The following is a 12,454-nucleotide window of genomic DNA, read 5'->3' as shown; positions in this document are numbered from 1 at the left end:
TTTTTATGCTGTGGGCAACAAATTCAGACTGGTCTTAATGTCTATCTAATACAAATAGATGGGTATCTAATGCCTTATTCAATATACAAAAAAGACGTTATTGCTATGCAATAACGCCTTTTTAGATTTAACTTTGGAGAAGTTAAATTCTTTTTTGCATTAGCCGCCAACGAGGGCAAGTAAAATACCAGCTGCAACTGCAGACCCAAGTACACCGGCTACATTTGGCCCCATAGCATGCATCAATAAGAAGTTATGCGGGTTAGACTCTAAACCAACCTTGTTAACTACACGTGCTGCCATTGGTACAGCGGATACACCTGCCGCGCCTACTAATGGGTTAATCGAACCACCAGATAAACGGCTCATTAATTTAGCCATTAATACACCCGCTGCAGTACCTACACCAAATGCAACTGCACCTAATGCTAAAATACCTAATGTCTCAACCGTTAAGAAATCTTGAGAGTTCAGCTTAGAACCAACCGCTAAACCTAAGAAGATAGTCACGATGTTAATAAGTTCGTTTTGAGCAGTTTTGCTTAAACGATCAACTACACCACATTCACGCATTAAGTTACCTAAACAGAAACAACCAACTAGTGGTGAAGCTGATGGTAAGAACAAGATAGTAGCGAACAATACCATTAACGGGAAAATAATCTTTTCACGTTGCGATACTGGACGTAATTGTTCCATCTTAATATTACGCTCTTCTTCTGTTGTTAATGCTTTCATGATTGGCGGCTGAATGATAGGAACAAGCGCCATGTATGAATAAGCGGCAACAGCAATCGCACCGAGTAAATGAGGCGCTAACTTAGATGCTAAGAAAATAGCCGTCGGGCCATCTGCACCACCGATGATTGCAATAGCAGAAGCGTCGGCTAGTGAAAATTCAAAGCCTGGAACTAAATTCAGTAAGATCGCACCTAATAAAGTTGCGAAGATACCAAACTGAGCTGCTGCACCTAAAAGTAACATTTTAGGGTTAGCAATTAAGGCGCTGAAGTCCGTCATTGCACCAACACCCATAAAGATTAATAGTGGGAATACCCCAGTATCAATACCTATGTAGTATACATAGTGCAACATACCACCTGCTTCGGCTAAACCAGCCACAGGAATGTTAGTTAAAAGCGCACCAAAGCCGATTGGAACAAGTAATAAAGGCTCAAATTTCTTAGCAATTGCTAAGTACAGTAAGCCAAAACCAACGGCCATCATAACGAGTTGGCCAATTTCAAAATTAGCCAGACCCGTTGAATTCCAAAGTGTTAATAAACCTTCCATTGATAACCTCTTATGCTAAAGAAAGCACTGGGTCACCTGCGCCAACTGAATCACCCTCTTTCACGTGTAATTCAACTACTTCACCATCTTTGGCTGCACGCACTTCAGTTTCCATCTTCATCGCTTCCATGATGATTACAACATCACCAGCAGAAACTTGCTCGCCTGGCTTAACCATGACTTTAAAGATATTACCTGCTAATGGTGCATTTAATGTTTCGCCGCCTTGTACAGACGCTTTTTGCGGAACAGACTCATCAGCTGCAGCTGGTGTGATATTGCGAATAGTGCCACTTGGCGCAACGTCAACGTGGAATAACTTACCATCAACGTGCACGTCGTAAGAAGCGGGTTCACCAGCAGCTGGTGCGCTCGGTGCAGCTTTTGCTTCAGCTGGTACATCACCTGTTGGTGCAGGTTCAAATGCATCAGGGTTATTGCGATTTTCTAAGAACTTAAGACCAATTTGTGGGAATAATGCATACGTTAATACATCATCTACTTTTTGGTCAGCTAAAGATAAGCCTTTTTCTGAAGCTAAACCGTCTAATTCAGTCGTTAATTTATCAAGCTCTGGTTCTAATAAATCTGCTGGACGACAAGTAATGGCTTCAGCCCCATCTAATACGCGTTGTTGTAATTCAGTATTTACTGGTGCTGCAGTTGCACCGTATTCACCTTTTAAAACACCCGCTGTTTCTTTAGTGATTGACTTGTAACGTTCACCCGTTAATACGTTTAATACCGCCTGAGTACCAACAATTTGAGAAGTTGGTGTTACTAGAGGAATAAAGCCTAAATCTTCACGAACGCGTGGAATTTCTTTTAATACTTCGTCTAATTTATCCGAAGCACCTTGCTCACGTAATTGGTTTTCCATGTTTGTTAACATGCCACCAGGTACTTGTGCAGTTAAGATACGTGCATCAACGCCTTTCAACTCACCTTCAAATTGTGCGTACTTTTTGCGAACATCGCGGAAGTATGCTGCAACTTCTTCCATTTCAGCTAAATCGATACCCGTATCGCGGTCTGTACCTTCTACAATAGAAACCATAGTTTCTGTTGCAGTGTGACCATAAGTCATACTCATGCTTGATACGGCTGTATCTAACATATCGATACCTGCGTCGACCGCTTTCATGTATGTCGCTGTACTTAAACCTGTAGTCGCGTGACATTGCATCGCAATTGGCACAGAAACCGTTTCTTTTAAACGCGTAACAAGCTCTTCAACGACATAAGGGTTAAGTAAGCCAGCCATGTCTTTGATAAAGATAGAGTGAACACCTAAGTCTTCAATTTGGCGAGCTAAATCTAACCAGTTATCTAATGTATGAACAGGGCTAACTGTATAAGATAAAGTGCCTTGAGCGTGAGCACCTACATCAATTGCAGACTTAACCGCAGTTTGTAAGTTGCGAACATCATTCATCGCATCGAAGATACGAAATACATCGACACCGTTAGTGTGCGCACGTTCAACAAACTTAGCAACTACATCGTCCGCGTAGTGACGGTAGCCTAATAAATTTTGGCCGCGAAGTAGCATTTGCTGCTTCGTATTTGGCATTGCTTTTTTAAGTAGACGAATACGTTCCCAAGGATCTTCACCTAGATAACGAATACATGCATCAAAAGTGGCACCACCCCAGCTTTCTACTGACCAGTAGCCTAACTTATCAATTTTTTCAGCAATGGGTAACATGTCTTCGATACGTAAACGTGTCGCTAACAGTGATTGGTGGGCGTCTCGTAAAACAAGCTCAGTTAAAGCTAATGGCTTTGACATCTTTGTTTTCTCCTACTTATTTATTATTTTGACGGTGCTGGTGAATTGCAGCAGAAATTGCCGCCGTTATTTGTGCACTTCTCACTTGAGTGTTACCACCCGTAGCGCGAGTTGGACGAGGCGTTTTTGGTGCTTCTATTTCACCAGCAAAGAGTTTCGACATCCCTTTGATGCAAAAAATCAATAAACCTAAAAATAGAAAAACGACTACCATACCTACACCAAGTAGGTTTGCAGCCTCTAGCAACAAATCATTTATTTTTTCCATACCATCATTTCACATAGATAAATACAGATTTTACTAAGACCTAGTGGGGATTGGATGAACGAGCAATATCAGAGGTGGAACATTTGCAACGGATCTAGAATGCAGATCAGGTAGTGAGCAAATGAAACACAAGTACAAAACTCGGTTCAAACCCTAAATACGGTTTTAGTCAATCTGAATTAGTTATTAAAAGATGAGCAGTGTAAGAACTGCCAACAGTAACCTTTTTTAGTTCTGATCAAATAATTCTTATAGATATCAGAACAATAAGTGCAAAGTTGTTTCATTGAAAAGCAAAGCAGGTATCTTTACCTAGCAGAGTAAAGAGAAATGGCGCGCGTGGAAGGATTCGAACCTCCGACCTACTGGTTCGTAGCCAGGTACTCTATCCAGCTGAGCTACACGCGCGCTCTGTAAAAAGCACATTGTGAAGAAAATGGCGCGCGTGGAAGGATTCGAACCTCCGACCTACTGGTTCGTAGCCAGGTACTCTATCCAGCTGAGCTACACGCGCGCTCTGTAAAAAGCACATTGTGAAGAAAATGGCGCGCGTGGAAGGATTCGAACCTCCGACCTACTGGTTCGTAGCCAGGTACTCTATCCAGCTGAGCTACACGCGCGCTCTGTAAAAAGCACATTGTGAAGAAAATGGCGCGCGTGGAAGGATTCGAACCTCCGACCTACTGGTTCGTAGCCAGGTACTCTATCCAGCTGAGCTACACGCGCGCATCTTGCACAATTTTACTAATGGCGGTGAGAGAGGGATTCGAACCCTCGATAGGGCTACAAACCCTATACTCCCTTAGCAGGGGAGCGCCTTCAGCCTCTCGGCCATCTCACCGTTTTCGTGGGGCGCATGATAAGGATTTTTGAACTTGTGTCAAACACTTTTGTTTAATTTTTTTGATAATTTGTTTGTTTGCTCAAACAAACAGCAAAACATTCAAAAAAAGAACAAAAACTGGTTATTTTCAACAAGCTAAATTCTCTCACCATCTAATAAAGCATAGCTACATATTTTTATTTCACATGCTTTTTATGTTTTTGCGCGCAATATCACTCAATTACTTAATAAATTTGCAGGTAAAAAATGACAAAAAAATGAAAAAAAGCCAAAAGCTCGTTTTAGAAAGTGAAAATATCAGTCTTTAGTCGTCAGATTTAACGTTTTATCTAGGTAGCCCAAAATGATTTCTTGATTTTTGACATTACTAAAAGCTGAAATATGAGGACCGTGATAGGTAAAAAGTGATTTAGGCTCTGAAAGCACTGAAAATAATTGTTCAGCATGATCATAAGTTATCACCCTATCGTCTTTGCTGTGCATGATGAGAATAGGAATGCCCTGTATCGTCTTTAAATGCTCGATGGGGTCAATTGATTTTGGCATATTAGCCCGAGCAATCCCGGCAATGGGATAAGTTATCCAATGACGCTTTGCTACATCCTCAGCAATATCTCGATAACGAGTAAAACTCGAATCTAACATGAGTACATCAATTTTTGGTTGAAACGACGCATTAAGACTGACAACAGCACTACTGATAGCAGCCCCTAAACTTTGGCCAAACCAGATAATGGGTTTATTCATAACATTTGGCTGTGATTGCAAGTAGCGAAAGCCCGTTTCAACATCAGCGAGTAGACCGTTTATTTCTGGTATACCTGCTGATAGACCGTATCCGCGATAATCAAGTAATAACACTTGATAACCCGCTTTTGTCATCCACAAAACATTACGTACATGCGTGGAAATATTTTCAGCATTACCATGAAGATAATAGACAGTTCCTTTTATTACCTGATTCGCGGGATTGCCGATGTCTGCATCAAGCCACCAAGCATGAAGCTTTACTCCATCAGGTGACGTCAACCAAATATCTTTAGGTTCAAATGCGAGTATTAAAGGACTATCTCGCATTTCTTTAGAAGGGAAGAACAACATGTTACTACAACTAGTCAGGCTAGTTGTAAGGATTAGAAATATAAATAGAGCCTTAAAAATAGTATCTATACTGTAATGAGGCTTCGTTAAATGATTCATCATCGACCTTATTGTATTGCCATTCAATGATTAAAGCCCCCTGCTCTTTTAAATCAAAACTTTGTGCCAGTTTGGTTTCAAACCGAGAAAAATCATCGAGTACGAAGTGTTTTTTACTTTCGATTAAAAGATTTCCAAACTCGAAGACTTGTCTATAACCTGCTTGCCATCCCGGCGCGATAGATAATTCATTTTTAAGTTTATCGTTGTATTCAAGTCTTGCTGTGACCATGGCAAAAAGTTGAGAGTTTGCGATGAGCTCATAAGTTACCCCAACACCAGCTCGCCCTTGAGCTACCAAGGTATCCTTGCCCTTGGTCCATTGCCTTTCTAATCCTACATTAGTTTGCCAAGACAAAGGCGACAAAAACAAATTACGGGCAGATAAAGAGGTGATATCTAACAATTCAGCTTGCTGTAACTTAATGTCATCCCCAATTGCCCTCACAACTAGCTTGCCCATATTTAAAGACATGCCATCGGGATAACCTAAAATAGGATCGAGTAAATCGTGGTATGTTGTGCGATAAGTCATATCGACAAATGCTTTACCGGCCGAATCCCCTGCACTTAAAGCCATTAAACCGGTTTTATGTCCTTTTTCTGGACTTTTTGGCGCAGGCGCCTTTGCAACTTTTTTAAACTGGGTTTTATTAATACTCTTGAGTAATTTAAAGCTTCTTTTATTAATCGACTTATCGTCGAAATTGCCGATGCTTTTGTACCTCAGGTAACGATAGGCACTATCGATGACTAACTGTTGAGATGCCTTGTCTTGCTGCTTAAATCGCTCGCTATCCATAATTGATAAATCGTACGCTAACAAATGCGTCAGTGCTCTTTGCTCTTCGTTTAACTGAGCTAATTGAAACTCTAGCTGGGTCATCACTGAAGGGCGATAATTGGTTTCTTTAATTAAATTAGCCGCTTCAAATGCCCTCACTGTATCAATAGGTGTCGCCGTTCCCGGAAACTGTGCCGATAAATCAGTTTCACTTTGCACAACATCAATCAGTTCAAGTAGCCTAAACGAGCAATTTTCATCAAAGAAGAAATAATCAAAATTAATATCTCGCATTTCCCAAACATGAGCCATCAATAGATCGATCTCACTGTCAGATAAATCGAGTTTGTATTCCCACATATCGCGATTTTCAGTTCGGGTATATTCTTTAATTTTTTCAAAGTATGGGTTAGCAGCAAAATAGCCTGGGTAACCACCTGTTAGCCCTTTGATTGCATAACCGATACCACCAGCATCGGCAGGTAAGTTAGCACCAAAATTAAGGGCGTAAGACAAATACGTTGACTCAGCTTTTACATTCGGAGGGTCAAAACGGAAAAAAGTATGGCCATACATAGATGATGGGCTATTTAATTGACTTGACGCAAATACAAGAACAACTGAGTCAGTGTTTACTCGCTTACGCCAATCTTGATATTCGGGACAATCAATTGAAGGGAGCGTATCTTTAAAGCCATTAACAACTTGACTTAGCCACAAGGTGCGACCGGGAAATAAACACTGAAGTTCAGGTTTAGCAATCAGTTGTTTAATACTTGCTTGTAGTTCTGCGTACAAATCAGAGACGCCATTTGGCGCTAAGAAAAAATCGTCATCATCAACAAAGCTCATCGCCTGCTCACCAGGTTCAGCAGCACTGTAATGCAACATAGCAGCCCATTTAGGGTCTTGAGCTAGTTGTTTTAAATCAGTCGAAGTGGAAAATGCAAAAGAGTGGAAACAACAAAAAGTAAGCAAGAAAAGCAATGCAGATCGCATGAGGAGGCTTCTATTATCGAAAATTAGATATCAAAAAGGGCTGTAAAAACAGCCCTGTATTAGCAAAGATAAACGGTATTAAGATACGTACTTAGCTAAAGATTTTTCTTCTTTTAAAACAACGAACATAGTGCTTACTACGTGCTCAGTTGTTGCTTCTTCTGATGGGAAGATAGCGTCGAAGTTGTTGTGTAACGTTTCAGCGAATAATGCACGATCTTGCGCATCAACACCTAAAGATACAGCTACAGCAGTTAATGCTTCACCTTCACCACGAGCAACGTCTTCGCTGAACTCATCCATAATTAAACTTACGTCGATCATTTCTTTGCCGCCGTATGTTAATTTACCTTCAGTAGAACAACCATTTGTACCAAAAGTCATACCGAAAGAAGCGTTACCAGAAGAACCGTTAGTAGTTAAAGCAACGATGTGGCTACCTGCACCTGCTTGACCTTCAAAAATCATGTTACCCCAACCACAGTTAGGACCACCTGGCGCAACGGCCATAGCTGAAGAAGATGCGAATAAAGTAGAAGCGATTAGAAGCTTTTTCATTTTTTTTTCCTTAAAAAATTTTGATAAGTATTCACTTAAACGAATAGATTATTCACTAAAATGAATGCCGCGTAGGCTAACATATCCATTGCATATAAACTAGCCAAAAAGACAGTAAAAACCAAATAAAAACAAGGGCTATAACCTAGGTGTATCGATTTATAAAAAAGTCGGTTACAGATACAAAAAAGCCAAGTATTAAACTTGGCTTTTATTCAATTTTTATGATTGCAGCGCAACTTAACTAGTTAGGTCGTCAAAGAAGCGTTTAACACCATCAAAGAAACCTTTCTCTTTTGGTCTATGCTTGTCTTTACCTTGCTCACAGGTCTGGTCAAATTGACGCAATAACTCTTTTTGTTCTTCATTTAGGTTAACTGGTGTTTCAATCACCACCTTACAAATTAAGTCACCCACACCGCCACCGTGTACTGAAGTTACCCCTTTACCACGCATACGGAACATACGACCCGTTTGTGTTTCTGTAGGGATCTTTAACTTAACTTTGCCATCTAAAGTTGGTACTTCAATCTCACCACCAAGTGCTGCTGTGCTGAAACTAATCGGTACTTCACAATATAAATTTGTACCATCTCGTTCAAAGATTGCGTGTTCACGCACATTAATTTGAACGTATAAATCGCCCGCTGGTGCACCGTTTTGGCCCGCTTCACCTTCACCGGCTAATCGAATACGGTCACCGGTATCAACACCTGCTGGTACTTTAACTGATAACGTCTTAGTCTTTTGAACACGGCCTTGACCACTACACGAAGTACAAGGGTCTGCAATGATCTTGCCCTTACCGTGACAAGTTGGACACGTTTGTTGAACCGCAAAGAAACCTTGGCGCATTTGTACTTGACCCGAACCGTGACAAGTTGGACACGTTTTCGGCTGTGTGCCTTTTTTCGCACCCGTACCATCACATGGTTCACAAGATACCCAAGTTGGCACTTTGATTTCTACGGATTTACCTTTAACCGCTTCTTCTAAAGAGATATCTAAGTTGTAACGTAAGTCTGCACCGCGTTGAGCACGTGATTGACCACCTCCGCGACGGCCGCCACCACCGAAGATGTCACCGAATACATCGCCAAAAATATCGTCAAAGCCCTGGCCTCCGCCACCGCCGCCAAATCCACCTTGCTGCGGATCAACACCAGCATGACCATACTGGTCGTAACGAGCACGCATATTTTCATCGGTTAAGACTTCATAAGCTTCGGTAATTTCTTTGAATTTAGCTTCTAGATCTTTGTCACCTTTTGTGCGGTCAGGGTGATACTTCATCGCTAAGCGTTTGTAAGCTTTTTTGATATCTCGCTCTGAAGCTCCTTTCTGAACTCCTAGCACTTCATAAAAATCGCGTTTCGACATGATATTTACTTCTACTCGATATTACTGGCCTTTGGCCAAAACAGGTCAATTCCTTGAGGAATCATAATTTGTGAAAACTCTTGGCGTTAGATTCGCATTGAATATAAGGCTAAAAGCTTTTTGTGTTAGGCAAAACGGGCGTACTAGACGCCCGTTTATTCTCAAGCTAAATTGGCTTGATTATCCATGAAGTGAAAACAACTTACTTTTTGTCGTCTTTAACTTCTTCGAACTCAGCATCAACAACGTCACCATCTACTGGCTGTTCTGGTTGAGCTTGTTCTGCACCTGCTTCTGCGCCGCCTTGAGCTTGTGCTTTCGCTTGTGCAATTTCCATTAACTTAGCAGATGCTTCAATTAACGCTTGAGACTTAGCTTCGATTGCAGCTTTGTCATCGCCTTTAATTGCTTCTTCTAACTCTGAAGATGCTTTTTCAATCGCTTCTTTATCGTTAGCAGCTAACTCTTCACCCGCTTCTTCAACTTGCTTCTTAGTAGCGTGAACTAAACCGTCAGCTTGGTTACGCGCTTGAACTAATTCTTCAAATTTCGCATCAGCATCAGCATTTGCTTCAGCTTCACGTACCATTGATTCAATCTCGTCATCACTTAAACCAGATGATGCTTTGATTGTGATCTTCTGCTCTGTACCCGTATCTTTGTCTTTTGCAGATACGTGTAAGATACCGTCAGCATCAATATCGAATGTTACTTCAATTTGTGGTATACCGCGTTGTGCAGGACGAATACCTTCTAAGTTGAACTGACCAAGTGATTTATTTGCACTTGCTTGCTTACGCTCACCTTGGATTACGTGAACTGTTACTGCTGCTTGGTTATCTTCAGCCGTTGAGAATACTTGTGATTTCTTAGTAGGAATCGTTGTGTTCTTCTCGATAAGTGCCGTCATCACGCCACCCATAGTTTCGATACCAAGTGATAATGGTGTAACGTCTAGTAATAGTACGTCTGTTACATCACCCGCTAATACGCCACCTTGAACCGCTGCACCTACTGCAACTGCTTCGTCAGGGTTAACATCTTTACGAGGCTCTTTACCGAAGAAATCAGTAACCGCTTTTTGAACCATAGGCATACGCGTTTGACCACCAACTAAGATAACGTCGTTAACGTCACTTACAGACAGGTCAGCATCGGCTAATGCTTTTTTCAATGGCTCTAAAGATTGTTGTACTAAATCTTCAACTAGCGACTCTAACTTAGCGCGTGTTACTTTGATGTTTAAGTGCTTAGGACCTGAAGCATCAGCAGTGATGTAAGGTAAGTTAACATCTGTTTGTTGCGCAGATGATAATTCACACTTAGCTTTTTCAGCCGCTTCTTTTAAACGCTGCATCGCTAATGGATCGTTTTTAAGGTCAAAGCCTTGCTCGTTTTTGAACTCATCTACTAAGTAGTTGATTAAACGGTTATCGAAATCTTCACCACCTAAGTGCGTGTCACCATTAGTCGCTAATACTTCAAATGAGTGCTCGCCATCTACTTCATCAATTTCGATGATAGAGATATCGAAAGTACCACCACCTAAGTCGTATACCGCAATAACGTTATCGCCTTGCTTTTTGTCCATACCGTAAGCAAGGGCAGCAGCTGTTGGCTCGTTGATAATACGCTTAACTTCAAGACCAGCGATACGACCAGCATCTTTAGTTGCTTGACGTTGTGAATCGTTAAAGTATGCAGGAACCGTGATTACCGCTTCAGTAACTTCTTCACCTAAGAAGTCTTCAGCCGTTTTCTTCATTTTCTTTAATACTTCAGCTGAAACTTGTGGTGGCGCCATTTTTTCGCCTTTAGCTTCAACCCAAGCATCGCCATTATCTGCACCAACGATAGCAAATGGCATGATGTCTCTGTCGCGCTGAACTTCTTCGTCTTTAAAACGACGACCAATTAAACGCTTAATCGCGAATAATGTGTTTTCTGGGTTAGTGATAGCCTGACGTTTTGCAGGTTGACCAACTAACGTTTCGCCTTCTTGAGAATAAGCGATGATTGAAGGAGTTGTGCGATCGCCTTCTGCGTTCTCGATTACTTTAGCTGAGTCGCCGTCTAACACAGCAACACATGAATTTGTTGTACCTAAATCAATACCGATGATTTTGCCCATTTGAAGAATCTCCGCAAATGTAAATGGATAATTTGTTTGTTAGTAACTAAATAAGGGCATGTTTTGTGCTTTCAATGCCCTATTGTTAATTTTTTTCATTTTTGTTGCGCTAGTTTCGCAACTGCTATGAAAGCGTTAATTGCTATATGTGATCGGTTTTTAGCTTTTCAAGTAAATAAACTGAATAAATATAAGGATATTTTCATTTTTATGTGCAAAGACATGGCGTAAAATGGTGATAGACCTGACCGGATGCGAGAATAACGATGAAGAAACTAGCTATTTTATTAGCAGCAACCGCCCTTTTAACTGCGTGTGCAAAATCGCCAACAGGGCGAAACCAATTGATCATTGTCGATGCCAACGCAATGACAAAGATGGGTGCTCAAAGCTTTGAAGACATGAAAGGTAAAGAAAAAGTCTCTACCGATAAAAAGTTAAATCAATATGTACAATGCGTGGCGAAGCCGATTCTTCAGGTACTGCCTGCAAAATGGCAAGATAACTGGGAGATTGTCGTTTTTGATTCAGAGCAAGTCAATGCTTTTGCCCTCCCAGGTAGGAAAATCGGCGTATATACCGGCATTTTAAACGTCACTGAAAACTCTGATCAACTCGCGGCAATTATCGGTCACGAGGTCGGTCACGTCATTGCTAACCACGGCGCAGAGCGCGTATCTCAATCGACGGCGGCCAACGCACTGATGGCTGGTGCTGCCGTAGCTTCAAAAGATAGCCCATATCAAGGGGCAATTATGGCGGGCCTAGGTTTAGGCGCACAATATGGTGCACTATTACCTTATAGTCGTTTACATGAATCGGAAGCGGATGTTTTAGGCTTAAAATACTTAATTGAAGCGGGTTATCAAGCAGACCAATCGATGGCACTATGGCAAAACATGGCCAAGTTAAGCGATGGTAAACGTCCGATGGAGCTTCTATCCACTCACCCTGCTCCACAAACACGTATCAACAACTTAGCCAAACACATCAAAAAATATCAAAGCCAAGGTGTAGTGGCGCAAATGCCTAGACCGAGTTGTAAAATTTAAATAACTATTTGTTTTACTCACGAATCAATACAACAAGGGCTTCAATTTTGAAGCCCTTTTTTATTGCATTTATATCGCAATATTGTTCAATTTCATCTCAACTATTTGCATTCACTTTTCAATTGACTAGTGTTTAATAACCACGGATAAAAT

Annotated in this window: 9 protein-coding genes and 5 tRNA genes; 1 reads left to right on the top strand and 13 read right to left on the bottom strand. The window is 41.2% G+C overall.

Translation table 11 applies throughout. The features are described 5' to 3' along the window. Positions 1-159: 159 nt before the first annotated feature. The 13 genes from HR060_RS12050 to dnaK form a co-directional block, all read right to left on the bottom strand. Positions 160-1,293: a sodium ion-translocating decarboxylase subunit beta gene (locus tag HR060_RS12050; RefSeq protein ID WP_174200546.1), complete on the bottom strand. Its 1,134-nt coding sequence runs from the start codon at positions 1,291-1,293 to the stop codon at positions 160-162. A gap of 10 nt (positions 1,294-1,303) precedes the next feature. Further along, complete coding sequence (oadA, locus tag HR060_RS12045; protein WP_174200545.1) at positions 1,304-3,085, bottom strand: sodium-extruding oxaloacetate decarboxylase subunit alpha; 1,782 nt, start codon at positions 3,083-3,085, stop codon at positions 1,304-1,306. Between the two features lie 16 nt (positions 3,086-3,101). Beyond that, positions 3,102-3,353, bottom strand: a complete 252-nt coding sequence (locus HR060_RS12040; protein WP_174200544.1) for an OadG family protein — start codon at positions 3,351-3,353, stop codon at positions 3,102-3,104. Between the two features lie 331 nt (positions 3,354-3,684). Continuing rightward, positions 3,685-3,761: transfer RNA gene (locus HR060_RS12035), tRNA-Arg, on the bottom strand. Between the two features lie 29 nt (positions 3,762-3,790). Further along, positions 3,791-3,867 (bottom strand) — tRNA-Arg (locus HR060_RS12030). A gap of 29 nt (positions 3,868-3,896) precedes the next feature. After that, positions 3,897-3,973 (bottom strand) — tRNA-Arg (locus HR060_RS12025). Between the two features lie 29 nt (positions 3,974-4,002). Further along, a tRNA-Arg gene (locus tag HR060_RS12020) sits at positions 4,003-4,079 on the bottom strand. Between the two features lie 22 nt (positions 4,080-4,101). After that, positions 4,102-4,194: transfer RNA gene (locus HR060_RS12015), tRNA-Ser, on the bottom strand. Between the two features lie 300 nt (positions 4,195-4,494). Next, entirely contained in the window at positions 4,495-5,298 is an 804-nt protein-coding gene (locus HR060_RS12010; RefSeq protein ID WP_174200543.1) for an alpha/beta hydrolase, read from the bottom strand. A gap of 52 nt (positions 5,299-5,350) precedes the next feature. Then, a complete protein-coding gene (locus HR060_RS12005) occupies positions 5,351-7,180 on the bottom strand; it encodes an Lnb N-terminal periplasmic domain-containing protein (RefSeq protein ID WP_174200542.1) in 1,830 nt (609 codons plus the stop codon). 78 nt (positions 7,181-7,258) lie between these two features. Beyond that, entirely contained in the window at positions 7,259-7,738 is a 480-nt protein-coding gene (locus HR060_RS12000; RefSeq protein ID WP_174200541.1) for a DUF3015 domain-containing protein, read from the bottom strand. A 240-nt stretch (positions 7,739-7,978) separates the two neighbouring features. Next, positions 7,979-9,118: a molecular chaperone DnaJ gene (gene dnaJ, locus HR060_RS11995; RefSeq protein WP_174200540.1), complete on the bottom strand. Its 1,140-nt coding sequence runs from the start codon at positions 9,116-9,118 to the stop codon at positions 7,979-7,981. Positions 9,119-9,320: 202 nt separating this feature from the next. Then, positions 9,321-11,249: a molecular chaperone DnaK gene (dnaK, locus tag HR060_RS11990; RefSeq protein ID WP_174200539.1), complete on the bottom strand. Its 1,929-nt coding sequence runs from the start codon at positions 11,247-11,249 to the stop codon at positions 9,321-9,323. 266 nt (positions 11,250-11,515) lie between these two features. On the opposite strand from dnaK, the gene HR060_RS11985 reads away from it, so the two are divergent. Then, positions 11,516-12,301 (top strand): M48 family metallopeptidase, encoded by a 786-nt coding sequence (locus tag HR060_RS11985; RefSeq protein WP_174200538.1) that lies wholly within the window; start codon positions 11,516-11,518, stop codon positions 12,299-12,301. Positions 12,302-12,454 lie beyond the last annotated feature (153 nt).

Source organism: Marinifaba aquimaris, from assembly GCF_013328345.1.
In the GTDB taxonomy this organism is placed as follows: Bacteria; Pseudomonadota; Gammaproteobacteria; order Enterobacterales; family Alteromonadaceae; genus Marinifaba; species Marinifaba aquimaris.
This window is presented reverse-complemented; position numbering and strand designations above follow the sequence as displayed.

Excerpts from the sequence above, each read along its gene's own strand:
- HR060_RS12050 (WP_174200546.1), bottom strand. The coding sequence starts at position 1,293 with ATGGAAGGTTTATTAACACTTTGGAATTCAACGGGTCTGGCTAATTTT.
- oadA (WP_174200545.1), bottom strand. The coding sequence starts at position 3,085 with ATGTCAAAGCCATTAGCTTTAACTGAGCTTGTTTTACGAGACGCCCAC.
- HR060_RS12040 (WP_174200544.1), bottom strand. The coding sequence starts at position 3,353 with ATGGAAAAAATAAATGATTTGTTGCTAGAGGCTGCAAACCTACTTGGT.
- HR060_RS12010 (WP_174200543.1), bottom strand. The coding sequence starts at position 5,298 with ATGTTGTTCTTCCCTTCTAAAGAAATGCGAGATAGTCCTTTAATACTC.
- HR060_RS12005 (WP_174200542.1), bottom strand. The coding sequence starts at position 7,180 with ATGCGATCTGCATTGCTTTTCTTGCTTACTTTTTGTTGTTTCCACTCT.
- HR060_RS12000 (WP_174200541.1), bottom strand. The coding sequence starts at position 7,738 with ATGAAAAAGCTTCTAATCGCTTCTACTTTATTCGCATCTTCTTCAGCT.
- dnaJ (WP_174200540.1), bottom strand. The coding sequence starts at position 9,118 with ATGTCGAAACGCGATTTTTATGAAGTGCTAGGAGTTCAGAAAGGAGCT.
- dnaK (WP_174200539.1), bottom strand. The coding sequence starts at position 11,249 with ATGGGCAAAATCATCGGTATTGATTTAGGTACAACAAATTCATGTGTT.
- HR060_RS11985 (WP_174200538.1), top strand. The coding sequence starts at position 11,516 with ATGAAGAAACTAGCTATTTTATTAGCAGCAACCGCCCTTTTAACTGCG.